Below are 22,897 nucleotides of genomic sequence, written 5' to 3'. Positions count from 1 at the left end.
GTGCCCGTTACGATCAATCAATTCCCAGCCGCTATGCTGAACGCAGGCATGCTGCCCTCTGCCACAAGGCGGAAGGCTGCCTATATCGTTGCGTGGCGACGTCGTTTTGCTCCAACTTGAATCGCGATTGGATAGACCGAGTCCGACATGTCCACGTCCACCAAGCGCTGCTACTACGAGACCCTCGAGGTCGAACGCGACGCCGACGAAGGCAAGCTGAAGTCGTCGTTCCGCAAGCTCGCGATGAAATTCCATCCCGACCGCAATCCGGGGGATGAGACCAGCGAAGTCAAGTTCAAGGAACTCAACGAGGCCTACGAGGTCCTGAAAGACAAGGACAAGCGCGCCGCCTATGACCGTTACGGCCATGCCGCTTTCGAGCAGGGCGGTGGCGGCGCCGGCTTCGGCGCGGGCTTCGCCTCCTCGTTCTCCGACATTTTCGAAGACCTGTTCGGTATGGCCGGACAGCGCGGCCGCGGCGGTCGTGAGCGCGGCGCCGACCTGCGCTACAACATGGAAATCACGCTCGAGGAAGCCTTTGGCGGCAAGACCGCGCAGATCGAGATTCCGGTCTCGGTCACCTGCGAGGCCTGCTCGGGCATCGGCGCCAAGGCCGGAACCAAGCCGAAGACCTGTTCGACCTGTGGCGGCGCCGGCCGCGTGCGGCAGTCGCAGGGTTTCTTCACGCTGGAGCGGACCTGTCCAGGCTGCCAGGGCCGGGGCCAGATGATCGAGGATGCCTGCCCGTCCTGCTCGGGCCAGGGCCGCGTCACCCGCGAGCGGAATCTTTCGGTCAACATTCCCCCGGGTGTCGAGGACGGCACCAGGATCAGGCTCGCCGGCGAAGGCGAGGCCGGGGTCCGCGGCGGCCCGCCCGGCGACCTCTACATCTTCCTGTCGCTGGCCCAGCACCAATTCTTCCAGCGCGACGGCGCCGATCTGCATTGCCGTGTGCCGATCTCGATGGTGACGGCCGCCCTCGGCGGCGAATTCGAGGTGCCGACCATCGAGAAGGGCAAGGCCAAGGTGAAGGTGCCGGCCGGGACCCAGTCCAACCGCCGATTCCGCATTGCATCAAAAGGCATGCCGGTGCTGCGGTCGCGCCAGATGGGCGACATGTATGTTCAGGTGGTGGTCGAGACCCCGCAGAACCTCACCAAGAAGCAGCAGGAATTGCTGGCCGAGTTCGAAAAGCTGTCCTCCGGCAACACCCAGCCGGAATCCGAGGGCTTCTTCGCCAAGGTCAAGGATTTCTTCGGTAATCGGGCGAGTTGACTCGGCTTGACCGTGCCGCCTTCGGCCTATACGTCTTTATGACCATTTTCTGACACGCCGCGGTCCCGCGGTCCCGTCCGGTCCAGACATGCCATTGCCATCGTCCGCGCGTGCGTTGAAGAAGCCTCGTCTCGACGACGAGGTGCGCTTTCTCAGATCGTGGATCGAAAAGCCGCTGCACATGGGCGCGGTGATGCCGTCGGGCAAGCTGCTCGCCCGGACCATGGCCCATTACGTCGATGTCGATTCGGACGCGCCCGTGGTCGAGCTCGGGCCCGGCACCGGCGCCATCACCTCCGCCCTCATCGAGCGCGGAGTCGACCAGAAACGTCTCGTCCTCGTCGAATACAATCCCGGCTTCTGCGCGCTGCTGCGCGACCGCTATCCGCAGGCCAAGGTGGTGCAGGGGGATGCCTATCGCCTGCGGGACACGCTCTGGAACGTCCTGAGCGCGCCGGCCAGTGCGGTCGTCTCCGGCCTGCCGCTCGTGACAAAACCGATGCTGACGCGGCTGCGGCTGATCCGCGATGCCTTCACGGCGCTGGCGCCCGGCGCGCCCTTCGTCCAGTTCACCTATGCGGTGGTGCCGCCGATCCCGAAATCGCTGCCCGGCGTGTCCACAGAGGCTTCGGAACGGATCTGGATGAACCTTCCGCCGGCCCGCGTCTGGGTGTATCGCAAGGACTAATTCCGCCGGCTTCCTTCTCTGCGCGGCGGGCTTGTTTCGCCGAACGTATGGAAGCGGATGTCCGCACCGAAAATCCTGGTCATTCCCGGCTCGCTGCGCACCGGCTCGCACAATGCGAAGCTGGCGGCGGTCGCTGCCTATGAATTTGCCCGGGCCGGCGTCGACGTCACCCGCATCTCGCTCGCCGATTTTCCGCTGCCGATCTACGACGGCGATCTCCAGGCCAAATCCGGCGTGCCCAAGCACGCGATCAATCTCAAGCGCATGATCGGCGCCCATCACGGCGTGCTGTTCGTCACGCCCGAATACAACGCCTCGGTGCCGCCGCTGCTCAAGAACGCGATCGACTGGGTCAGCCGCGTGCACGAGCTGCACGAGGCGCGCGGCGATGTGTTCCGCAACCGCGCCTTCGCGCTTGCCGGCGCCTCGCAGAGCCGGCTCGGTGCGGCGCGCGCGCTGCAGGCGCTGCGGCTGATCCTGACCTCCTGCCACGCCAATGTGATTGCCAGCCAGCTCACGCTCGGCTTTGCCGACCAGGCCTATGACGATATGGACAAGCTCAAGAACGAGGGCGATATCGCCGCGTTGAAGGAGCTGGTCGCGCAATTGATCGACATTTCCCAACGCATGATGTGAGGTGACATGACGCCAGCCGAGATCGCTCCAAAGGACCGCCTGATCGTCGCGCTCGATCTGCCCAGCGTCGATGCCGCGGAGGCGACTATCAACCGTCTCGGCGACAGCGTCACCTTCTACAAGATCGGCTATCGGCTCGCTTATGCCGGCGGATTGCCGCTGGTCGGCAAGCTCGCCGACAAAGGCAAGAAGGTCTTTCTCGATCTCAAGCTGCACGACATCGGCAACACCGTGATGCAGGGGGTCGAGAGCATCACCAGGCTCGGCGCCACCTTCCTGACCGTGCACGCCTATCCGCAGACCATGAAGGGCGCGGTCGAAGGCCGCGGCAATTCGAGCCTGAAGATCCTCGCGGTGACGGTGCTGACCTCCTACAACGAGGACGACCTGCACGCGGCCGGCTATCGGCTCGGCGTCTCCGAGCTGGTCGAGGCGCGCGCGCAGCAGGCGCAGGTGCTCGGCATCGACGGTCTGGTGTCCTCGCCGGAGGAAGCTGGTGCTCTGCGCAAGATCGTCGGCCACCAGATGCACCTCGTCACACCGGGCATCCGGCCGGCAGGCTCGGCGACCGGCGACCAGAAGCGCATCATGACGCCGGGCCGCGCGATCACCGCCGGCGCCGATTATCTCGTCGTCGGACGTCCGATCGTGGAAGCCGCTGATCCCAAGGCCGTCGCAGACGCCATCCAGGCCGAGATTGCGCAGGCGCTTGGCTGATCAACAACACAGGGAGAAGAGCAATGGCAAAGGGCTACTGGATCGGGCGCGTCGACGTGAACAATGACGAGGGCTACAAGCCCTACGCCGTCGCCAACGGTCCGATCTTCAGGAAATGGGGCGGCCGCTTCGTCGTCCGCGCCGGCAAGTTCACCACCGTCGAAGGCGCCAGCCGGACCCGCAACGTCGTGATCGAATTCCCGGACTACGAGACCGCGATCGCCTGCTTCAATTCGCCGGAATACCAGGCCAACATCAAGGTGCGCCAGCCGCACTCGGTTGCCGATCTCATCATCATCGAGGGCTATGACGGCCCGCAACCGCAGGACGGCTGAGAGGAGGCCGTCATTATGGGGCGATGCGAAGCATCGAACCCCGGTGCGCAATTGCGCACCTGAGAATCTCGAGATTCCGGGTTCGGCTCTGCGAGCCGCCCCGAACGTGCCGCCGCTGTCCCCCTCGGTTGCCGGAACTTCATCCCCCCGCTACAACGGCGGCGAAGAGGATCACACCATGTCCGACATGCGCTTGATTGTTGCTGGGGCCGGCGGCCGGATGGGCCGCGCACTGGTGCGGGCGATTGCCGAGAGCCAAGGCGCGGTGCTCGCGGGTGCGCTGGAGGCGCCGGGCTCGGAGCTGCTCGGCAAGGATGCCGGCGTGCTCGCGGGATTGCCCGCCAACGGCATCAAGCTCTCGGCCGATCTCTGGGCGATGTCGAAGGAGGCCGACGGCATTCTCGATTTTACCGTGCCGGCCGCCACCATCGCCAATGTCGCGATCGCCGCCCAGCGGGGCATCGTCCATGTCGTCGGCACGACGGGACTCTCAATGTCCGACAACGCCGTGATCAAGAGTGTCACCAACCGCGCCGTCGTGGTGCAGTCAGGCAATATGAGCCTGGGCGTCAACCTGCTCGCCGCGGTGGTCAAGCGCGTCGCCAAGGCGCTCGATCAGGGTTTTGACATCGAGATCGTCGAAACCCATCACCGCATGAAGGTCGACGCCCCCTCCGGCACCGCGCTGATGCTGGGCCAGGCCGCAGCGGCCGGCCGCGGCGTCACCCTCGATGACCATTCCGAGCGAGGCCGCGACGGCATCACCGGCGCGCGCAGGCCGGGCAATATCGGCTTCGCCTCGTTGCGCGGCGGCACCGTCGCCGGCGACCACAGCGTGACCTTCCTCGGCCCCTTCGAGCGCCTGACGCTGTCGCATCAGGCCGAGGACCGCATGCTGTTCGCCCATGGCGCGCTGAAGGCGGCGCTGTGGGCCAACGGCAAGAAGCCGGGGCACTATTCCATGGCCGACGTGCTCGGCCTCGCCGATATCTGATCGAAACTAACGGAAAGCAGTCAATGAGCGAACGTCTTCTCGTGCTCGTGCGCCACGGCCAGAGCGAATGGAATCTGAAGAACCTGTTCACCGGCTGGAAGGATCCTGATCTCACCGAGCTCGGCGTGAAGGAAGCCACGGAAGCCGGCCGCAAGCTGAAGGCACAGGGCCTCGTGTTCGACGTGGCCTTCACTTCGGTTCTCACGCGCGCGCAACACACGCTCGACATCATCCTCGGTGAGCTCGGTCAAGAAGGCTTGCCGACCTCGAAGAACCTCGCGCTGAACGAGCGCGACTATGGCGATCTCTCCGGCCTCAACAAGGACGACGCCCGCAAGAAATGGGGCGAGGACCAGGTGCTGATCTGGCGCCGCTCCTACGACGTGCCGCCGCCCGGCGGCGAAAGCCTGAAGGACACCCTCGCGCGCGCGCTGCCCTATTACGTGCAGGAGATCCTGCCCGGCGTGCTCAACGGCAAGCGCACGCTGGTCGCCGCCCACGGCAATTCGCTGCGCGCGCTGATCATGGTGCTGGAGAAGCTCTCGCCCGAAGGCATCCTGAAGCGCGAGCTCGCCACCGGCGTGCCGATCATCTATCGCCTCAATGCGGATTCGACCGTGGCGTCGAAGCTGGATCTGGCGGGGTAGGGCCGGTCTCGTAGGGTGGGTTAGCGCAGCGTAACCCACCATCTCTCGCAGAGATTAAAGAGGTGGGTTACGCCGAGCAGCTGCGCTTTGCGCATCTGCAGGGCTAATCCACCCTACGGCATCTCGACTACTGCATCCCCAGCTGCCCGGCTTCCCAGCCCAGCATCGCCTGCTTGCGCGTGATGCCCCAATGATAGCCGGTGAGCGTGCCGCTCTTGCCGAGCGCGCGATGGCAGGGCACGACGAACGAGACCGGGTTCTTGCCCACCGCCGCACCGACGGCGCGCGAGGCCTTCGGGCTGTTGATGTTGCAGGCGATGTCGGAATAGGACACCGCGCGGCCCATCGGGATTTTCAGCAGCGTCTCCCATACCCGCACCTCGAAGTCGGTGCCGATCATCACCACGCGCAGCGGCTGGTCCGGCCGCCACAGTCTGGTGTCGAAGATGCGCGCGGCGAGCGGCGCCGTGCCTCGTGGTCTTCGACATAGGTGGCGTTCGGCCAGCGCCGCGTCATGTCGGCGAGCGCGATCTTCTCTTCGCCGTGGTCGGCGAAGGCAAGCCCCGACAGGCCGCGGTCGGTCGCGATCACGATCGCAGTGCCGAACGGGGAGGGATGAAAGCCGTAGCGCAGCGTCAGCCCGGCGCCGCCGTTCTTCCATTCGCCTGGCGACATGGCTTCGTGCGTGACGAAGAGATCGTGCAGCCGGCCCGGACCCGACAGGCCGGAATCGAGCGCGGCGTCGAGGATGCTCGCGGAGTCCCGCAGCAAGCCCTTGGCGTGATCGAGCGTCAGCGCCTGCATGAAGGCCTTTGGCGTGATCGAGGCCCAGCGGCGGAACAGATGGTGCAGCTCATCCGGCGTGACGCCGGCCGCATCCGCCATCGCCTCGATGGTCGGCTGCGCGCGCCAGTTCTCCGAGATGAAGGCGATCGCCCGGCGCACCGAATCGTAGTCGCGCAACGCGGCGTTCTGGGGGCCCGGCTTGGTCAGGCGCTGGTCATGTATGGCGAGTGTCATCATGACCGGAAATGTAGGAGAGGGGCGGCTGGGAAACCACCCGATTTCTGACTGCGCTCAGGTCACCGAATTGTAGGTCGGGCCGCGCTTGGCGGCATTGAGCGCCTCAACCAAGCTTTTGTAAAAACTTGCTTTTTCCTCTGGCCCCAGGAATCGGGCAATCTGGATCTGGTGGCCGCGCGAGATCAGGTAGAGATGCTCGATGCCGAAATCCTCGTCGACCTCCATGTCGAGGCGGACCCAGAGCGGGTTGAACGTCCATTCGGCCACCTGGCCGTGGTGGCTGATGCGCCGCACGCGCAATTCGCTCGTCGTGACGGTGATCTCTTCGCGCGCGCGAGCCGCGCGGAAGTTGGCCTTGAAGGCCCACCAGATCACCAGCACGTCGAGGCCGAAGAAACCGAACACCGGCCAGGCGCCCATCATCAGGAAGACGAGGCCGGTGACGAAGCTGACCACGCTCAGGAACAGCATCACGGCGAGGAAGCCGGTGCGGTTCAGCGAGCGGTGCGGCGTCAGCAGTGCGGAGAAGATCTGCACTTCGCGCTGATCAGGCTCGCCGCGCTCAATTTCGTTGCCTGTGCTCATCGTCCGTCAGTATATCCCGATCATGGCGAAAATCACCCGCAAGCCGGCTCCGCGCAAAGCGCCCGCGCCGAAGAAGACGGCCAGGGCCGCCGTCGCGAAGCCCAAGCCCGCTCAGAAAACGGCCCCAGCGAAAAAATCGCTCAAAGCCACCAAACCCAGCTCCTTAAAACCTTGGACCCCGGCGGAGGTCCACGACGCCTTCAGCCGCTTCCGCAAAGCCAACCCGGAACCGAAAGGGGAGCTCGAGCACCTCAATCCGTTCACGCTGCTGGTCGCCGTGGTGCTGTCGGCGCAGGCGACCGATGCCGGCGTCAACAAGGCGACGCGCGCGTTGTTCGAGGTCGCCGACACCCCGCAGAAGATGCTCGACCTCGGCGAGGAGCGCTTGCGCGACTACATCAAGACCATCGGCCTCTACCGCACCAAGGCGAAGAACGTGATCGCGCTGTCGGCCAAGCTGCTCAGCGAGTTTGGCGGCGAGGTACCGCGCACGCGCGCCGAAATCGAGTCGCTGCCCGGCGCCGGCCGCAAGACCGCCAACGTCGTGCTCAACATGGCCTTCGGCGAGCACACCATGGCGGTCGACACGCATGTCTTCCGCGTCGGCAACCGCACCGGGCTAGCGCCCGGCAAGACGCCGCTGGAGGTCGAGCTTGGTCTGGAAAAGGTGATCCCGGCCGCATTCATGCTGCATGCCCATCATTGGTTGATCCTGCACGGCCGCTATACGTGCCTCGCGCGCAAGCCGCGCTGCGAGGTCTGTCTGATCAACGATCTCTGCCGCTGGCCGGAGAAGACGGTCTGAGCGACGGCGCCGCGGCCCGCGTCATCACCGCATCTGCCGTGCCGGCGCGATCAGCTCGGGCCGCGGACCTGACAGCCGCTTGTGCATGTGGACCATGAAGGCCATGCCGAAGATCGGCGTTGCCAGATTGACGATTGGGATCGAGACGAAGGCGGCGATGAACAGCCCGGCGGTGAAGATGGTCGCGGCATTGTCGCGCCGCATCGCCTTGGCTTCCTCCGGCGGGCGGAAGCGCATCGCCGCGAGCTCGAAATATTCGCGGCCAAGGAGCCAGGCCGCGGCGAGGAAGAAGATCAGGAAGCCCGCGCCGGCGAACAACACCAGCGGCAGCGCGGCGAGATAGACCAAAATCGTCAACAGCGCGGTCTTGACGCCCTCGAGGATCGCCTGGCTGAAGGGCAGCGCGACGCCCGGCTGCTCGGCGGGATAATGCTCGCGCTCGACGATGTCGGCGACGTCGTCGACGAACAGGCTCGCCACCAGCGAGGTGATCGCGGGCATCAGGAAGATGCCGCCGAACACGACGCCGAGGCCCGCCGCGATCGAAACGATCCAGGACAAGACGTCGAGCGAGGAGTGCCAGCCCGGCCCGAGCAGGCCTTCCAGCCAGACCTCGCCAGAGGTCGCAAACCAGCTGAGCAGCCGCTGCAAGCCGATCGCCAGCACAATGATCAGCACGAGCGCAAGCCCGATCGATCGCCACAGGATCGAGCGCATCGGCGGCGAGATCATTTGCGACAGCGCCTTCACGGCGGCATCCAGCATGGGAGACCCTTTCACGAAACGACCCGCGAGAGGTAGACACCCAATGCGGCTTCGGCAAGGGAGGTTGGTTGTCCAAGACACGGCCGTGTCCCGGACGCGGTGTAGCGTGGAACGCTGCTCTGCGGCGCACCGCTGAAGAAGCTCTGCGCTGCGTCCGGGGCGCGCAAGCCCGCCTACTCATGCCGATGGCCGTGCCCGTGCTTCCGCGCTTTCGCCGGCTTCCCCTCGCCCGTCGGGATCATCACCACGCGGCCGTAGCGGACGCCGCGTTCGGCGATGATGTGGTCGGCGAAATGCTTGACCTCATCCGCCGACCCCTTCAGCGCCGTCATCTCCATGCAATTGTTGTCGTCGAGATGGACGTGCAGGGTCGCCAGCGCGAGGTCGTGATGGCCGTGGAATTCCTGCACCAGTCGTTTCGACAGATCGCGGGCGGCGTGGTCGTAGACATAGACGAGACCGGCGACGCAGGGGCCGGTCTGCGCGGTGTCCTCGGTGCTCTGCTGCAGACCGGCGCGCGCGAGGTCGCGGATGATCTCGGAGCGATTCTGGTAACCGCGCGCTTCCGCCGCCGCGTCGATCTCCGCCAACAGGTCGTCCTCGATCGTGATGGTAATTCGCTGCATCAGATATTCCCCGCACCTCTCGCCTGCGTTCCGTGAACCGTAGCCCGGATGGAGCGAAGCGCAATCCGGGACGTTGCCGATGTGGGCAGGACTCCCGGATTTCGCTAGCGCTCCGTCCGGGCTACGCGGCTTCCCTACAGCTGCGTCGCACGCAGGCGCAGCGCATTGCCGACCACGCTGACCGAGGACAGTGCCATCGCCGCCGCGGCGATGATCGGCGAGAGCAGCAAGCCGAACGCCGGATAGAGGATGCCGGCGGCGATCGGAATGCCGGCGGCATTGTAGATGAAGGCGAAGAACAGGTTTTGGCGGATGTTGCTCATGGTCGCCTGCGACAGTTTTCGGGCGCGGACGATGCCAACGAGATCGCCCTTGAGCAGGGTCACGCCCGCGCTCTCCATCGCGACATCCGTGCCGGTGCCCATGGCGATGCCGACTTCTGCGGCGGCCAGCGCGGGCGCGTCGTTGACGCCGTCGCCGGCCATCGCGACGATGCGGCCGGCCTTTTGCAGCTTGGTCACCACCGCGCTCTTCTGATCCGGCAGCACCTCGGCCTCGACCTCGGCGATACCGAGCCGGCGCGCCACCGCTTCCGCCGTGGTGCGGTTGTCGCCGGTCAGCATGATCACCTTGATGCCTTCGGCAGCTAACGCCTTCAGTGCCTCCGGGGTCGAGGCCTTGACCGGATCGGCGATCGCGAACAGGCCGGCAAGCCGGCCATCGACGGCCATGTTGATCACGGTGGCTCCGTCGCCGCGCAGCCGCTCGGCCTCGGCGTCGAGTGTCGCCGTGTCGATTCCGATCGAGGTGAGATATCTCGCGTTGCCGAGCGCGATGGTCTTGCCGTCGACCTTGCCGGTGGCGCCCTTGCCGGTCGGGGAGTCGAAATGCTCGACCTGGCCGAAGGCAAGCTGCTTCTCCTTGGCTGCGCGAACGATCGCGTCGGCCAGAGGATGCTCGCTGGCGCGCTCGACGCTGGCCGCAAGCCGCAGGATGTCATCTTCCGCAAAGCCGGCGGCCGGCACGATCGCGACCACCTTGGGCTTGCCCTCGGTCAGCGTGCCGGTCTTGTCGACCACCAGCGTGTCGATCTTCTCCATCCGCTCCAGCGCCTCGGCGTTCTTGATCAGCACGCCGCCTTGCGCACCGCGGCCGACGCCGACCATGATCGACATCGGGGTCGCCAGGCCCAGTGCACAGGGGCAGGCGATGATCAGCACGCTGACGGCGGCGACGAGACCGAAGGCGAGCCGCGGCTCCGGTCCGAACCAGGCCCAGGCGGCGAAGGCCGCGAGAGCGACGACGATCACCATCGGCACGAACCAGCCGGCGACCTGATCGGCCAGACGCTGGATCGGCGCGCGCGAGCGCTGCGCATCCGCGACCATCTGTACGATCTGCGACAGCAGCGTCTCGCGGCCGACCTTGTCGGCACGCATCACGAAGCTACCCGATTGGTTCAGCGTGCCGGCAATGACCTTTGCGCCGGTTTCCTTGGTGACAGGCATGGATTCGCCCGTGACGAGGGATTCGTCGAGTGACGAGCGTCCCTCGAGAATGATTCCGTCGACCGGCACTTTCTCACCAGGCCGAACGCGCAAGCGGTCGCCGGCATGAAGCGTATCGATCTCGACCTCGTGCTCGCTGCCATCGGCATCGACGCGTCGCGCGGTCTTCGGCGCCAGTTGAAGCAACGCCTTGATCGCGCCCGAGGTGGCGTCACGCGCGCGCAGCTCCAGCACCTGGCCGAGCAGCACCAGCACGGTGATGACGGCGGCGGCTTCGAAATAGACGGCGACCGCACCTTCATGGGCGCGGAACGTGGCAGGGAAGATCTGCGGCGTGACGGTGCCGAGCACGCTGTAGACATAGGCAACGCCCGTACCCATCGCGATCAGCGTGAACATGTTGAGGTTGCGTGTCAGCAGCGACTGCCAGCCGCGGACGAAGAACGGCCAGCCGGCCCACAGTACCACCGGGGTGGCGAAGACGAGCTGGATCCAGTTCGAAAGCGCCGCATCGATCCAATTGTGTGGACCCGCGAGATGGCCGCCCATCTCCAGCACCACGGGCGGCAGTGACAGCACGCCGCCGATCCAGAACCGCCGCGTCATGTCGGCGAGCTCGGGATTGGGGCCGGTCTCCAGGCTCGCGACTTCCGGCTCCAGCGCCATGCCGCAGATCGGGCACGTGCCCGGGCCGACCTGGCGGATCTCGGGGTGCATCGGGCAGGTGTAGATCGTGCCCGCGGGCATCTCGGGTTCGGGCGCCTTCTCCTTGGCAAGATATTTGGCGGGATCGGCGGCGAACTTGGTGCGGCAGCCGGCCGAGCAGAAATGGAAGGTCTCGCCGTGATGTGTGAGCTGGTGCTTCGAGGTCGCGGGATCGACGCTCATGCCGCAGACAGGATCTTTGACCTTCGTCACGCCCTCACCAGGGTCATGCGCGTGATGATGAGCGTCATCGGCGTGATCGCCGTGCCCGCCGCAGCAGGAGGACGCCGCCGGCTTGGCCGCTGTCGCCTCGGTCACTTCCGTTTTGGCTGAACACCCGCATCCGGAATGTCCGTTCGCGTCGTGATGATGCCCGTGTTCGTTCATAGCCTTGCTCCGGCGCTTGTGCCCAGGTCTTGCAACCTATACCCGGTAGGGGTATATAAACCTCATGCGCAAAGACATCAAGGCATCTGTCGGAAAACGCCTCGGCCGGATCGAGGGCCAGGTTCGCGGCCTCTCGAAAATGGTAGAGGAGGACCGCTACTGCATCGACATCGTGACGCAGATCTCGGCGGTGCGGGCCGCGCTGCGCCGGGTCGAGGAGGAGATCCTGAAGGATCACGTCGCCCATTGCGTCGAGCACGCCATCGCGAGCGGCGACAAGGCCGACCAACGCGAGAAGATCGCGGAGCTGATGGCGGTGATCGGACGGGCGGAGCGGTAGGTCTCCACCGTCGTTGCGAGCGCAGCGAAGCAATCCAGACCGTCTCCGAGGAGGTAGTCTGGATTGCTTCGTCGCAAGAGCTCCTCGCAATGACGGATGTTGAGGCGCGAGATCGCACTCAAACCCCAGGTGTCGCCCCTGCGAACGCAGGGACCTGCGCGCGAGCGCCTACGCTCGTCGCGATAGCCCCAGGGAGAGGTTTGGCGAAGACTTCTCGATCGGTACTGCTACCGTCCGCACGCGATAGATCACGCGGTCTGGGTTCCTGCGCCCGTGCGCAATTGCGCACCAGGCAGGGACGACCTATGCCGCCCGCTCGCGCGCCGGGCCACGGCGCCTCGGGCGGTACATCGCCAGCTTCTTCAGCAGCGGGACATGTTCGGGGACGGTTTCGGCTGCCGCAGGCTGAGCACTCACTTGCTCAGCCGGAACCTCATCCGGCGCCTCTTGGTCAATCGCTTCAGGAACGAGCGGCGGCGCACTGATCGTTTCTGGAAACACACTGAATGTGCCCGCTACCTCCTCGAGCGGCTTCTGCTTGTCGGCCCAGTGCAGCGCGGTGTAGTCGAACCCGTGCACGATGGTGGGTTTGACGACCTCGAAATAGGGCGAGATGTCGAAGTCGCGGGGCATGTAGAGCGAGGAATCGCGGATGTGCAGGATCTCGCGGCGGGCGGCGCGGCTGCCGGCCTTGGTGATCTTCGGCAGGATCGGGTAGCGCACCGCGTCGAACGCCTGCGCGATCAGCGCCGAGCAGATGATCTTGGTCGGATCGCCCGAGCCAATCGCGATCATGCGTCGCCGCCAGCGCTGCGGTACCGGCAGCGGGAACAGGAAGCGCATGAGGTCGACGATGTTCTTGGTGTCGTAGCCGAAGCCGATGCGGTTGATCGCATAGCGGCAGACCGTGGTGCGATCCTCATGGGACAGCCCGACCGGGCGGCAGACGCGGGTGTGATACGGGAAATATTTCGACAGCGGCGCAGAGGTGACGCCTTCGCCGATATTGGCTTCGATCAGCACATGCGGCTCGCCGTCGGGCTCCACGGCGCCCTCGACAGGGCCGACATAGAGCGCGGCATGCGACCAGGTCGACTGCGTCAGATATTTGATGATGCCGGAGATGCGGTTGTTGCCCTCGATCAGCAGCACGTCGCCGGGCTCGATGACGCCGCGCAGGTGCTCCGGGTCGCTCGGTGTGAACGGCTCGTAGCCCGGCACCTCCTTGGAGAGGTACGCGGCAATCAGCTTGCCGACTGAATCTAGGACCGTCCCCATTTCCAACTCCCCCCCACGGCCTTTTCCGGCCGTCTTTTTCCCTTCTCTATCATGGTCGAAACGTGTTGCAATTCGGTTCATCAATCCGTGAGGTCAAGCACGATTGATTCACCATGATGGTTGCCGTGCAACATCAGATGCGGCAAGGTTCACTGACTGTTCCCGTTCGCCGCAAGTCCTCGGAAACCATGACATGACAATCACGCGCCGCGGTTTCCTTGTCGCGTCGGCGGCTGTTGCCGCGATGCCGGTCCTGCGCGCAAGCGCAGCCAGCCTGCCGCGCGAGGCCGACATCGTAGTGGTCGGGGCGGGGGCTGCGGGAATCGCCGCGGCGCGGCGCATCATGGCGTCGGGCCGCAAGGTCGTCGTAGTGGAAGCGGCGTCCCAGATCGGCGGCCGCTGTATCACCGACAGCACGACCTTCGACACGCCGTTCGACCGCGGTGCGCGCTGGATGCACAATCCCGACACCAATCCGATGATCCGGCTGGCGCGCAGTGCCGGGCTCGACGTGCTGCCGGCGCCGTCCGGCCAGAAGATGCGTATCGGCCGCCGCAACGCGCGTGCGGGCGAGACCGAGCAGTTCCTGGCGGCGTTGGTGCGCGCCAACCGCGCCATCGACGAGGCCGCGCGGGGAAAGCTGGATACCTCCTGCGCGTCCGTGCTGCCAAAGGATCTCGGCGACTGGGCGGGCGCGGCCGAGTTCATGTTGGGCGCGAGCTTTGCCGGCAAGGACCTGAAAGACCTCTCCGCGATCGACAAGGGGCGCGCGCAGGACCGCAACGCGGCGATCGCCTGCCGTCAGGGCCTCGGCACGCTGATCACCAAGCTCGGCGAGCAGGCACCGGTGGCGCTGTCGAGCCCGGTGAGCCGCGTAGCCTGGAGTAACCGCGACGTCAGCGTGGAGACGCCAGCCGGCAAGATCGCCGCGCGCGCGATCATCGTCACGGTTTCGACCAACGTGCTGACGTCAGGCGCGATCAAGTTCACGCCCGATATTCCCAAGCGCACACTGGACGCGGCGTCAAAACTCGGCCTCGGCAGCTACGATCGCATCATGCTGCAATTGCCGGGCAACCCGCTCGGCCTGTCGCGCGACGATATCCTGATCGAGCAGAGCAATTCGACGCGCACGGCGCTGATGTTCGCCAATATCGGCGGCTCCTCGCTCTGCTCCATCGATGTCGGCGGCACGTTCGGCCGCGAACTTTCCGAGCAGGGCGAGAAGGCGATGGCCGCCTTCGCCAGGGAATGGATCACAAAACTGTTCGGCAGCGAGGCTGCGGCCGCCGTGCAGAAGACCAGCGCCACGCGCTGGAATGCCTCGCCTTACGTGATGGGCGCGATGTCGGCGGCTTCACCCGGCGGCCAGCTCTCGCGAAAGATTTTGGCAGAGCCGATCGGCAATGTGTTCCTCGCCGGCGAGGCCACCCACGAGACGCTGTGGGGCACCGTCGACGGCGCCTGGGAAAGCGGCGAGCGCGCCGCGGACGCGGCCTTGCGCAAGATCGGCGCGCTCAAGGACGAGCCCGCCGACATGCCGACGCAGTCGACGAAGAAGCGCCGCGTGCCACGGAAGTAGGGCACTCAACTCGCCACAAACTCCGCTGTCGTCCCGGACAAGCGCGCTCCAAGGCGCGCGCAGATCCGGGACCCATAACCACAGGAAGTGGTTTTACGAAGACTCGGAGTTGTCAGCTTCGCGCGATAGACGCTGACCGGGATTATGGGTCCCTGCGTTCGCAGGGACGACACGGTGGTTTACCGCAGCACGCCATCCAGCACCGGCAGCCCGGCGATCACCGCCATCGCGATCAGCGCGTAGCAGATGCCGCGAAATACTCGCTCGCTGGCGCGTCCGAACAGCGAGGCCCCGAACGCGACGCCGAGCGCATAGACCGGGCCGACGATCAGCGAAAGCGCGAGCGACTCGCGTGAGATCAGCCCCGTGGTCGCGTAACTGATCATCGAGAAGAAATCAGCGGCGCCGAAAAACAGCACGATGTTGGCGCGCGCGACGATCGGCGCGATCGGGCGGCCGAGCCAATAGCCGACGATCGGCGGCCCGCCGGTCTGCGCGAGGCCGCTGCAGAAGCCGGAGAGCCCGCCGATACCGACCGCGAGCCAGGCGTGGTCCTTGCCGCGGTAGCGCCAGCCCGACAGCAGCAGAAGCAGGAGCGCGGCGACGAAGCAGGAGATGATCCAGCGCGTGGTGACGGGCTCGAGCACGCTGAGGAAATAGGTGCCGACGGGTACGCCGACCAGCGCGCCCAGCACGATCACGGCGGTAGCCTTGCGGTCGGCCTTCCGCCACGCGTGCGGCAGCAGCGGTGCTGCCGAGACGAAATCAATGACGAGCAGCAGAGCGGCGACCAGCCGCGGCGCGGCGATGCTGCTCGCCAGCGGCATGAAGATCAGCGCGGCGCCGAAACCGGAGAAGCCGCGTGCAGTGCCCGAAACGAAAGCGACGGCGCAGAGCGCCATCGCAATGGTGAGGCTGACGTCCTTCGGAAGGAAGTCCGCGAACGTCATGCTCTATGTTTCTGGAGCATGACGTTGTCCGAAAACCGCTTCACACTTTTCGGCATCATGCTCGCAACGTGCCGCCGGTCTTCTTCGCGACCTCGGCGACGATCTTCGCCGCGACGGCCTCGATCTCCTGATCGGTCAGGGTCTTCTCGCGCGGCTGGAGCGTGACCGCGACCGCGAGCGACTTCTTGCCCTCGTCGATGCCCTTGCCCTCGTAGACGTCGAAGACGTTGACGCCGGTGATCAGCTTCTTGTCGACCCCCTGCGCGGCACGCACGATGTCGCCGGCCTTCACGGCACGATCGACGATGAAGGCGAAGTCGCGCGACACCGGCTGGAACGCCGACAGCTCGATTCCGGGCTTGGCGCGGGTCGGCTTCTTCTTGGCCTCCGGGATGCGGTCGAGGATCACCTCGAACACAAGCAGCGGGCCGTCGGCGCCGAGTGCTTCGAGCGCGCGCGGATGTACCTCGCCGAAAGTGCCGAGCGCGTTCTGCGGTCCGATCTGGATCGTGCCGGAGCGGCCCGGATGCAGCCAAGACGGTCCACCGGCGACGATCTGCAGTGCCTGCATCGGCGCGCCGGCCGCAGCCAGAACAGCCAGCGCATCTGCCTTGGCGTCGAACACGTCGGCTTGCGCCGAGCCCGACCAGTGCCGCCCCAGACCGTCGGACGAAGCAAAGCCGCGGCGAACGCCGCTCGCGGCCATGAACTGGTCCTGCGGGCGATCGCCCCTGAAGACCTGGCCGACCTCGAACAGCGCGACATCGCCCACGCCGCGATTGGCGTTCGCCTGGGCTGCCGCGATCAGGCCCGCGAGCAGCGTCGGGCGCATGTCGGAGAGATCCGACGCGATGGGGTTGGCGACTTCGAGCTCGCGCTGGCCGCCGCCGAACAATTGTGCCGCGGACTTCGTGATGAAGGACCAGGTCACCGCCTCGACCATGCCGCGGCTCGCGAGCGCGCGCTTGGCCCGGCGGGTGCGCAGCTGCAGCGGCGTCAGCACCGGTTTGCGCGCGTCCTCGCCGCGCTCGAACGGCGTCATCGGCACCTTGTCGACGCCGAAGATGCGGACGACCTCCTCGACGATGTCGGCCTTGCCGTGGACGTCCGAGCGCCACGAGGGCACGGCCACCTTCACGACCGGTCCCGGGCCCGCCATCATGAAGCCGAGATGGGTCAGGATGCGCTTCATCTCCGGCTGCGGCACCTCGATGCCGGACAGACGCTTGACCTCGGTGACAGGGAAATCGATCACGCGGTCGTCGCCGAAGGACTTGCCGACGACGACGTTCTCGGACGGCGTGCCGCCGCACGTCTCCATCACCAGCTTGGTCGCGAGCTCCAGCCCCGGCACCATGAAGGCCGGATCGACGCCGCGCTCGAAGCGGTAGCGCGCATCGGAATTGATGCCGAGTTTGCGGCCGGTCTGCGCGATGTTGATCTCGTTCCACAGCGCCGATTCGATCAGCACGTCGGTGGTGGTCTCATCGCAGCCGGAGGCCTCGCCGCCCATGATGCCGGCCAGCGATTCGACGCCGTGCTCGTCCGCGATCACGCAAATCGCGGGATCGAGATCATAGGTGCGGCCGTCGAGCGCCAGCAGCGTCTCGCGGTCGCGCGCGCGGCGCACGACGAGATTGCCCTTCACCTTCTTGGCGTCGAACACGTGCAGCGGACGCGCGCGGTCGTAGGTCATGAAGTTGGTGATGTCGACCAGCGCATTGATCGGGCGCAGCCCGATCGCGCTCAGCCGCTTCTGCAGCCATTCCGGCGACGGGCCATTCTTGACGCCGCGCACGAGGCGAAGCGCGAAGCCCGGACAGAGCGAGGTGTCCTCGACCGTGACCTTCACCGGACAGGGGAATTCGCCCTTGATCGGCTTGATCGTGGGGTCCTTGAACTTGCCCATGTCGGCAGCGGCGAGGTCGCGCGCGATGCCGTGCACGCCGGTGCAATCCTGCCGGTTCGGCGTCAGATTGATCTCGACCACGGGATCGCCAAGCGCGGCCCATTCGGCGTATCCGGCGCCGATTGGCGCATCCGCCGGCAATTCCATGATGCCGTCATGGTCGTTGGAGATCTGCAGCTCCGCCGCCGAGCACAGCATGCCGCGGCTCTCGACGCCGCGAATGGTGCCAACACCCAACGTGATGTCCTTGCCGGGAATATAGGTGCCGGGCGGCGAGAACACGCTGACGAGACCCGCGCGCGCATTCGGCGCGCCGCACACGACCTGCACCGGCGCGCCGCCGTCACCCGTGTCGACCATGCAGACACGCAGCCGGTCCGCATTCGGATGCTGCTCGGCCGAGATCACCTTCGCGATGGTGAAGGGCTTGAGCGCCTTCGCCTTGTCCTCGATGTTCTCGACCTCGAGCCCGATCATGGTGAGCTTATCGGCGAGCTTGTCCAGCGGCTCGTCGGTCTCGAGATGATCCTTCAGCCAGGAGAGGGTAAATTTCATGGCTGTTTTTTCTCCACGGAGACGGTCTGCTCCCTCCCCCGCTTGCGGGGGAGGGCTGGGGAGAGGGTTCTCTCCGCAATGGCAGTAACTATTGTTTCAAGAACACCGGAACGGTTTGTCATCACGTCATGATTGTTGAAGCGCAGAACTTTGAAGCCCTTCGCTTCGATCGCAACAGAGCGACGCGCATCGGCCCGTTCGCCTGCATCCGAGAAATGTTGGCCGCCGTCGAGCTCGATGACGAGCTTGGCCGCGTGGCAGATGAAGTCGGCGACGTAGTGATCAATCGGCACTTGGCGGCGAAAGCGCGCGCCGTTCAATCGGCCGGCGCGCAGCTCTGACCAGAGGATACGCTCCGCATCGGTCGAGTTGCGCCTGAGCGCGCGCGCATTGGCGCGCAGTTTAGCCGGTACCTTCCAATCCGGGTGCTTGGGATCGACCATCGGCAGCCCCATTGCGGAGAAACCCTCTCCCCAACCCTCCCCCGCAAGCGGGGGAGGGAGCTCGACCTGTCGAGCGGACGGAGAATAGGTACCCATGAGACAAACGTCACCACGAGCGCGCACCATCCTTTCCCTCCCCCGCTTGCGGGGGAGGGAAAGGGAGAGGGTTGTCTCCGCAAAGGGAACGGAGAGAGTCTTCGTATGGCTAATCACAGCCATCACGAGCTCAGCCCTCCGGCAAGCGTTGGCACTTCCAGCGGCTTGAAGCCGTAATGGGACAGCCAGCGGATGTCGCTGTCGAACAGCTGGCGCAGATCGGCGATGCCGTATTTCAGCATGGCGATGCGGTCGATGCCCATGCCCCAGGCAAAACCCTGGTACTCGTCGGGATCGATGCCGCAGGCGCGCAGCACGTTCGGATGCACCATGCCGCAGCCGAGAATCTCGAGCCAGTCCTCGCCCTCGCCGAAGCGGATCTCGCCCTTGTCGCGGCGGCACTGGATATCGACTTCCAGCGACGGTTCGGTGAACGGGAAGAACGAGGGCCGGAAGCGCATGTTGATGTGGTCGACCTCGAAGAACGCCTTGCAGAACTCATGCAGGATCCATTTGAGATGGCCGAGATGCGAGGTCTTGTCGATGACGAGGCCTTCGACCTGGTGGAATTGCGGCGTGTGGGTCGCGTCGGAATCGATGCGATAGGTGCGGCCCGGGCAGATCACGCGGATCGGCGGCTTCTGGCTCAGCATAGTGCGCACCTGCACCGGCGAGGTGTGGGTACGAAGCAGCATGCGCGAGCCGTCCTCTTTCGGATGGAAGAAGAACGTGTCGTGCATCTCGCGCGCGGGATGACCTTCCGGGAAGTTCAGCCTGGTGAAGTTGTAATCGTCGGTCTCGATGTCCGGGCCTTCAGCGACCGAGAATCCCATGTCGGCGAAGATCGTGGTCAGCTCGTCCCAGACCTGGCTCAGCGGATGGATGCGGCCGGCCTCGGCCTGAGCCTCGCGCAGCGGCAGCGTGACGTCGACGGTCTCGGATGCCAGCCGCGCGTCGAGCGCCGCCGATTTCAGGACGTCGCGCCGTGCGGCGAGCGCCGCGGTGACCTTGTCCTTGGCCTGGTTGATCGCGGCGCCTTGCGTCTTGCGCTCGTCCGGCGACATCTTGCCAAGCGTGGCGAGCAGCGCCGAGATCGAGCCCTTCTTGCCGAGGGCTGCGACGCGCACCGCTTCGAGCGCGGCTTCGTCGCCGGCGGCGGCGATCTGGTCGAGGATGGAGGTTTCGAGCGTTGCGAGGTCGGACACAGTCAAATCCTTGCTGCCAAAATTCGGCTGGGTTGTCGCCGCCCGAAGGGCGTAACGTCAAGCGAAAAGCCGGTGGTTTCGGGCTCCCACCCGGTTGGGATTGAACCTCGCGCATCGGCCCTGCACCAAGGGGAATGTGAGGAGACTTTTGCGATGCTTTCGAAATCCTGCCTGGTTGTCCTGGCTGTTATTTTGTTCATTGCCGGCACCCCTGCACGCGCCATGGTCTGTATGGAGACATCCATGACGCTGGATGAGGTCGTCGATACCATCAACAAGCAGAAGAGCTGCGAAGCCGCGATGAAGGTGTTTCAGGACTGCCAATTGACCGCGAGCGGCGATGTCCAGCTTGGCGCCGCCGTTGAAAAGAAATGCGAGGCGGACTTCATGCCTGGCCTCAATCTCGCGCAGCAGCAGGCTTACAAACGCGAGATGCGCGTTTGTGACCAGAAGTACCGAAACAAGTCCGGCACCATGTATCTGTCGTTCGCGGCATTCTGCCGGGCGGAGGTCGCCCAGCGCTACTCGCAGCGCGCGGAGAAGGCTGCGGGCCAGAAGACCCGCTAGCGCAACCGTCAGGCCGCCAGAGCCGCTTTGGCCTTCTCGGCGATCGCCTGGAACGCGGCGGGCTCGCTGATCGCGAGATCCGACAGCACCTTGCGGTCCACGGTGATCCCGGACTTGGCCATGCCGTCGATAAATCGGCTGTAGGTCAGGCCGAACGGACGGACGGCAGCGTTGATGCGCTGGATCCAGAGCGCGCGGAACGTCCGCTTCTTACGCTTGCGGTCGCGGAAGGCATATTGCATCGCCTTCTCGACCGCCGGCTTGGCGGCGCGGATGGTGTTCTTGCGGCGGCCGTAGAAGCCCTTGGCGGCCTTGTAGACTTTCTTGTGCTTGGCGTGGGCGGTCACACCGCGTTTGACGCGAGACATGACGAAATCCTTCAGAGATGACTTTGGTTATCGGATTGCCGCGCAAGACGCGGCACGGCTGGCAGTGATCGTGGACGCGATCAGGCGTTCGGCAAGAAGTACTTCTTGACGTTGTCGCCGTCGGTCTTGAACAGCACGCGAGTGCCGCGGAGCTGACGGATCTGCTTCTTCGTCCGCTTGATCATGCCGTGACGCTTGCCGCGCTGGGCGTGCATCACTTTGCCGGTGGCAGTCACCTTGAAGCGCTTTTTAGCGCCCGATTTGGTCTTCAGCTTGGGCATTTGGCTCTCCTAATGGCCACAGAGATCCGCCCGCGAAGGCGGCTGGCCGTCAAAATGCTCGTTAGAGCGTTGATTGTGCTCAGGTTTTGCGAACAAGCGCGAAACCCGCACGAACACCGCCACGGCAGCCCTTAATCAGCCGGGCGATGAAGGCTGGGCTTATGGCAGAGGACAAGCCAATTGGCAACGATGAACCGATGGAACTCGGTCCGCGACTATCCGGAATTGCACCTCTCATGTCCAAGTTCACGTCCAAGTCTGTCGCCTGGAGCAGGACCAAAATGGCTCGTTTTTCCCAATCGCTTTCGTCTTTGACCGGTTTCGCTCGCCTGCGCCATCTGGCGCTATTCGCCGTGCTCGCCACGGCCGCGCTGCCATCGACGGCCGATGCCCGCGTCGGCAGCTATGACGGCATCTGGAATGTCACCTTCGCCACCACACGGGGCAATTGCAGTTCCGGCTACAGCGTGCCGTTCACCGTCACCGGTAGCCGGGTCTCGTCCGCCGGCGGGGGCCGGGTCTCCGGCAGGGTCAATAGCGGCGGCGCTGTCGCGGTCCAGGTCTCGGTCGGCGCCTCCCATGCCAGCGGCGGCGGCCGGCTCGCCGGCGTAAACGGCGCCGGCTCGTGGAAGGGCATCATTTCCGGCGACCCCTGCAGCGGCACCTGGCAAGCGACGCGGAGCTAGCTGTCGCCAAGCGGCCGGTGCGCTCCCTCCCCCGCTTGCCGGGAGGGTTGGGGAGAGGTGCAGCGGCGCTCGTGGCAGCACTCTTGGCAAAGTCAACAAACAAAACGGCCCGCCGGAGATCCGGACGGGCCGTTGAACTTCTTAATGTCCTAACGAGCCGCTATCAGCGCGGCGCCAGCACCATGACGACCTGGCGGCCTTCGAAGCGCGCGTCCTGCTCCACCTTGGCGAGCTCGGCCACGTCGGTCTTGATCTTGTCCAGAAGCTTGGTGCCGATCTCCTGGTGCGCCATTTCGCGGCCACGATAGCGCAGCGTGATCTTGACCTTGTCGCCCTCTTCGAAGAACCGCTGCATCGCGCGCATCTTCACGTCGTAATCGTGGTCGTCGATCATCGGGCGGAGCTTGATCTCCTTGATCTCGACGGTCTTCTGCCGCTTGCGGGCTTCGGCGGCTTTCTTCTGTGCCGAATACTTGTACTTCCCGTAGTCCATGATCTTGCAGACGGGAGGGCTGACATTCGGCGAAATCTCGACCAGATCCATGCCAGCTTCCTGGGCCATCTTGATGGCCAAGACCGTCTCGACCGTGCCCTTATTGTCACCGGTCTGATCGATCAGCTGGATCTGCGCGTTGCGGATATCATCATTGATGCGCGGCCCGTCTTTGCTGGCAGCGGGCGGAGCTTTATTAGGACGGCGAATGGGTGGTTCTCCAAAGTTGTGAAAGAAGCGGCTATCTTGAAGGAAGATGCGGTTGCCGGCAAGCAAGTCGCTCGTGCGGCAAGTGAAAAACCCTCAAATGCGAGGCATTTTGGTCACGCCTGGGCACGGTGCTCGACATAGACACCTTGCATCTGTTCCGCAAGCGTCCCAAAGGGCCAATGCCGCGTCCGATTGCGTCGCAGGAGGCACCCCGGACAGCTCAAACCGCACAGCCAGA

General features: G+C 65.1%; 24 protein-coding genes and 1 pseudogene. 12 read left to right on the top strand and 13 right to left on the bottom strand.

From position 1 onward, the window contains the following. Window positions 1-147: 147 nt before the first annotated feature. From dnaJ to UNPA324_RS05875, 7 genes are all read left to right on the top strand, one after another. Window positions 148-1,275, top strand: a complete 1,128-nt coding sequence (gene dnaJ, locus UNPA324_RS05910; RefSeq protein ID WP_128921135.1) for a molecular chaperone DnaJ — start codon at window positions 148-150, stop codon at window positions 1,273-1,275. Window positions 1,276-1,363: 88 nt separating this feature from the next. After that, window positions 1,364-1,963, top strand: coding sequence for a class I SAM-dependent methyltransferase (locus tag UNPA324_RS05905; protein ID WP_018323496.1), 600 nt, complete (start codon window positions 1,364-1,366; stop codon window positions 1,961-1,963). 57 nt (window positions 1,964-2,020) lie between these two features. Then, complete coding sequence (locus UNPA324_RS05900) at window positions 2,021-2,599, top strand: NADPH-dependent FMN reductase (protein WP_128921136.1); 579 nt, start codon at window positions 2,021-2,023, stop codon at window positions 2,597-2,599. 6 nt (window positions 2,600-2,605) lie between these two features. After that, entirely contained in the window at window positions 2,606-3,316 is a 711-nt protein-coding gene (gene pyrF, locus UNPA324_RS05895; RefSeq protein ID WP_141933975.1) for an orotidine-5'-phosphate decarboxylase, read from the top strand. Between the two features lie 23 nt (window positions 3,317-3,339). Then, entirely contained in the window at window positions 3,340-3,651 is a 312-nt protein-coding gene (locus UNPA324_RS05890) for a DUF1330 domain-containing protein (protein WP_141933973.1), read from the top strand. Window positions 3,652-3,829: 178 nt separating this feature from the next. Continuing rightward, window positions 3,830-4,645 (top strand): 4-hydroxy-tetrahydrodipicolinate reductase, encoded by an 816-nt coding sequence (dapB, locus tag UNPA324_RS05880; protein ID WP_164936475.1) that lies wholly within the window; start codon window positions 3,830-3,832, stop codon window positions 4,643-4,645. Between the two features lie 23 nt (window positions 4,646-4,668). Continuing rightward, window positions 4,669-5,292, top strand: a complete 624-nt coding sequence (locus tag UNPA324_RS05875) for a 2,3-bisphosphoglycerate-dependent phosphoglycerate mutase (RefSeq protein ID WP_128921139.1) — start codon at window positions 4,669-4,671, stop codon at window positions 5,290-5,292. 127 nt (window positions 5,293-5,419) lie between these two features. Here UNPA324_RS05875 and UNPA324_RS05870 read toward each other — a convergent pair. Together UNPA324_RS05870 and UNPA324_RS05865 are read right to left on the bottom strand one after the other, a co-directional pair. Beyond that, a pseudogene (locus UNPA324_RS05870) lies at window positions 5,420-6,315 on the bottom strand (methylated-DNA--[protein]-cysteine S-methyltransferase). A gap of 54 nt (window positions 6,316-6,369) precedes the next feature. After that, window positions 6,370-6,900: a DUF2244 domain-containing protein gene (locus tag UNPA324_RS05865; protein WP_141933970.1), complete on the bottom strand. Its 531-nt coding sequence runs from the start codon at window positions 6,898-6,900 to the stop codon at window positions 6,370-6,372. Window positions 6,901-6,922: 22 nt separating this feature from the next. Between UNPA324_RS05865 and nth the strand changes: the two genes are divergently transcribed. Further along, window positions 6,923-7,705 (top strand): endonuclease III, encoded by a 783-nt coding sequence (gene nth / locus UNPA324_RS05860; RefSeq protein ID WP_181769302.1) that lies wholly within the window; start codon window positions 6,923-6,925, stop codon window positions 7,703-7,705. 24 nt (window positions 7,706-7,729) lie between these two features. On the opposite strand, the gene UNPA324_RS05855 is transcribed toward nth, so the two are convergent. The 3 genes from UNPA324_RS05855 to UNPA324_RS05845 form a co-directional block, all read right to left on the bottom strand. Then, entirely contained in the window at window positions 7,730-8,470 is a 741-nt protein-coding gene (locus UNPA324_RS05855) for a sulfate transporter family protein (protein ID WP_141933968.1), read from the bottom strand. Window positions 8,471-8,643: 173 nt separating this feature from the next. Next, window positions 8,644-9,096 carry a nickel-responsive transcriptional regulator NikR gene (nikR, locus tag UNPA324_RS05850; RefSeq protein WP_128921143.1) on the bottom strand — a complete coding sequence of 151 codons (453 nt, stop codon included), beginning with the start codon at window positions 9,094-9,096 and terminating at the stop codon, window positions 8,644-8,646. Window positions 9,097-9,230: 134 nt separating this feature from the next. Next, the gene (locus UNPA324_RS05845; protein ID WP_141933966.1) at window positions 9,231-11,696 is read right to left on the bottom strand and encodes a heavy metal translocating P-type ATPase; all 2,466 of its coding nucleotides are present in this window, start codon (window positions 11,694-11,696) and stop codon (window positions 9,231-9,233) included. A 64-nt stretch (window positions 11,697-11,760) separates the two neighbouring features. Here UNPA324_RS05845 and UNPA324_RS05840 point away from each other — a divergent pair, with 64 nt between their 5' ends. Further along, window positions 11,761-12,036, top strand: coding sequence for a metal-sensitive transcriptional regulator (locus UNPA324_RS05840; protein WP_024338640.1), 276 nt, complete (start codon window positions 11,761-11,763; stop codon window positions 12,034-12,036). A gap of 303 nt (window positions 12,037-12,339) precedes the next feature. Here UNPA324_RS05840 and UNPA324_RS05835 read toward each other — a convergent pair whose 3' ends face one another. Then, window positions 12,340-13,314 carry a YiiX/YebB-like N1pC/P60 family cysteine hydrolase gene (locus UNPA324_RS05835; RefSeq protein ID WP_141933964.1) on the bottom strand — a complete coding sequence of 325 codons (975 nt, stop codon included), beginning with the start codon at window positions 13,312-13,314 and terminating at the stop codon, window positions 12,340-12,342. A gap of 193 nt (window positions 13,315-13,507) precedes the next feature. On the opposite strand from UNPA324_RS05835, the gene UNPA324_RS05830 reads away from it, so the two are divergent. Beyond that, window positions 13,508-14,896, top strand: a complete 1,389-nt coding sequence (locus UNPA324_RS05830) for a flavin monoamine oxidase family protein (protein WP_141933962.1) — start codon at window positions 13,508-13,510, stop codon at window positions 14,894-14,896. 179 nt (window positions 14,897-15,075) lie between these two features. Here the strand turns inward: UNPA324_RS05830 and UNPA324_RS05825 are convergent, their stop codons facing one another. The 4 genes from UNPA324_RS05825 to pheS all read right to left on the bottom strand — a co-directional run bounded on the left by UNPA324_RS05825 (window position 15,076) and on the right by pheS (window position 20,054). Beyond that, the gene (locus UNPA324_RS05825; protein WP_141933960.1) at window positions 15,076-15,846 is read right to left on the bottom strand and encodes a sulfite exporter TauE/SafE family protein; all 771 of its coding nucleotides are present in this window, start codon (window positions 15,844-15,846) and stop codon (window positions 15,076-15,078) included. 55 nt (window positions 15,847-15,901) lie between these two features. Then, window positions 15,902-18,310 (bottom strand): phenylalanine--tRNA ligase subunit beta, encoded by a 2,409-nt coding sequence (pheT, locus tag UNPA324_RS05820; RefSeq protein WP_141933958.1) that lies wholly within the window; start codon window positions 18,308-18,310, stop codon window positions 15,902-15,904. After that, entirely contained in the window at window positions 18,307-18,753 is a 447-nt protein-coding gene (locus UNPA324_RS05815; RefSeq protein WP_141933956.1) for an endonuclease domain-containing protein, read from the bottom strand. The genes pheT and UNPA324_RS05815 overlap by 4 nt, the downstream gene beginning before the upstream one ends. A gap of 218 nt (window positions 18,754-18,971) precedes the next feature. After that, window positions 18,972-20,054: a phenylalanine--tRNA ligase subunit alpha gene (gene pheS / locus UNPA324_RS05810; protein WP_128921151.1), complete on the bottom strand. Its 1,083-nt coding sequence runs from the start codon at window positions 20,052-20,054 to the stop codon at window positions 18,972-18,974. Window positions 20,055-20,207: 153 nt separating this feature from the next. Here pheS and UNPA324_RS05805 point away from each other — a divergent pair, with 153 nt between their 5' ends. Further along, a complete protein-coding gene (locus UNPA324_RS05805; RefSeq protein WP_128921152.1) occupies window positions 20,208-20,621 on the top strand; it encodes a hypothetical protein in 414 nt (137 codons plus the stop codon). 8 nt (window positions 20,622-20,629) lie between these two features. On the opposite strand, the gene rplT is transcribed toward UNPA324_RS05805, so the two are convergent. Next, a complete protein-coding gene (rplT, locus tag UNPA324_RS05800) occupies window positions 20,630-20,989 on the bottom strand; it encodes a 50S ribosomal protein L20 (protein ID WP_028179126.1) in 360 nt (119 codons plus the stop codon). A gap of 80 nt (window positions 20,990-21,069) precedes the next feature. Beyond that, a complete protein-coding gene (gene rpmI, locus UNPA324_RS05795) occupies window positions 21,070-21,270 on the bottom strand; it encodes a 50S ribosomal protein L35 (protein ID WP_008539890.1) in 201 nt (66 codons plus the stop codon). 281 nt (window positions 21,271-21,551) lie between these two features. Here rpmI and UNPA324_RS05790 point away from each other — a divergent pair, with 281 nt between their 5' ends. Beyond that, window positions 21,552-21,956 (top strand): hypothetical protein, encoded by a 405-nt coding sequence (locus tag UNPA324_RS05790; RefSeq protein WP_128921153.1) that lies wholly within the window; start codon window positions 21,552-21,554, stop codon window positions 21,954-21,956. A 163-nt stretch (window positions 21,957-22,119) separates the two neighbouring features. Here the strand turns inward: UNPA324_RS05790 and infC are convergent, their stop codons facing one another. Continuing rightward, window positions 22,120-22,659, bottom strand: a complete 540-nt coding sequence (gene infC, locus UNPA324_RS05785) for a translation initiation factor IF-3 (protein ID WP_085969949.1) — start codon at window positions 22,657-22,659, stop codon at window positions 22,120-22,122. Between the last annotated feature and the right edge of the window lie 238 nt (window positions 22,660-22,897).

This window comes from Bradyrhizobium sp. UNPA324 (assembly GCF_006658635.1).
Classification (GTDB): Bacteria; Pseudomonadota; Alphaproteobacteria; order Rhizobiales; family Xanthobacteraceae; genus Bradyrhizobium; species Bradyrhizobium nanningense.
The sequence above is the reverse complement of the archived record's forward strand: the minus strand, read 5'-3'. Positions and strand labels throughout refer to the sequence as shown.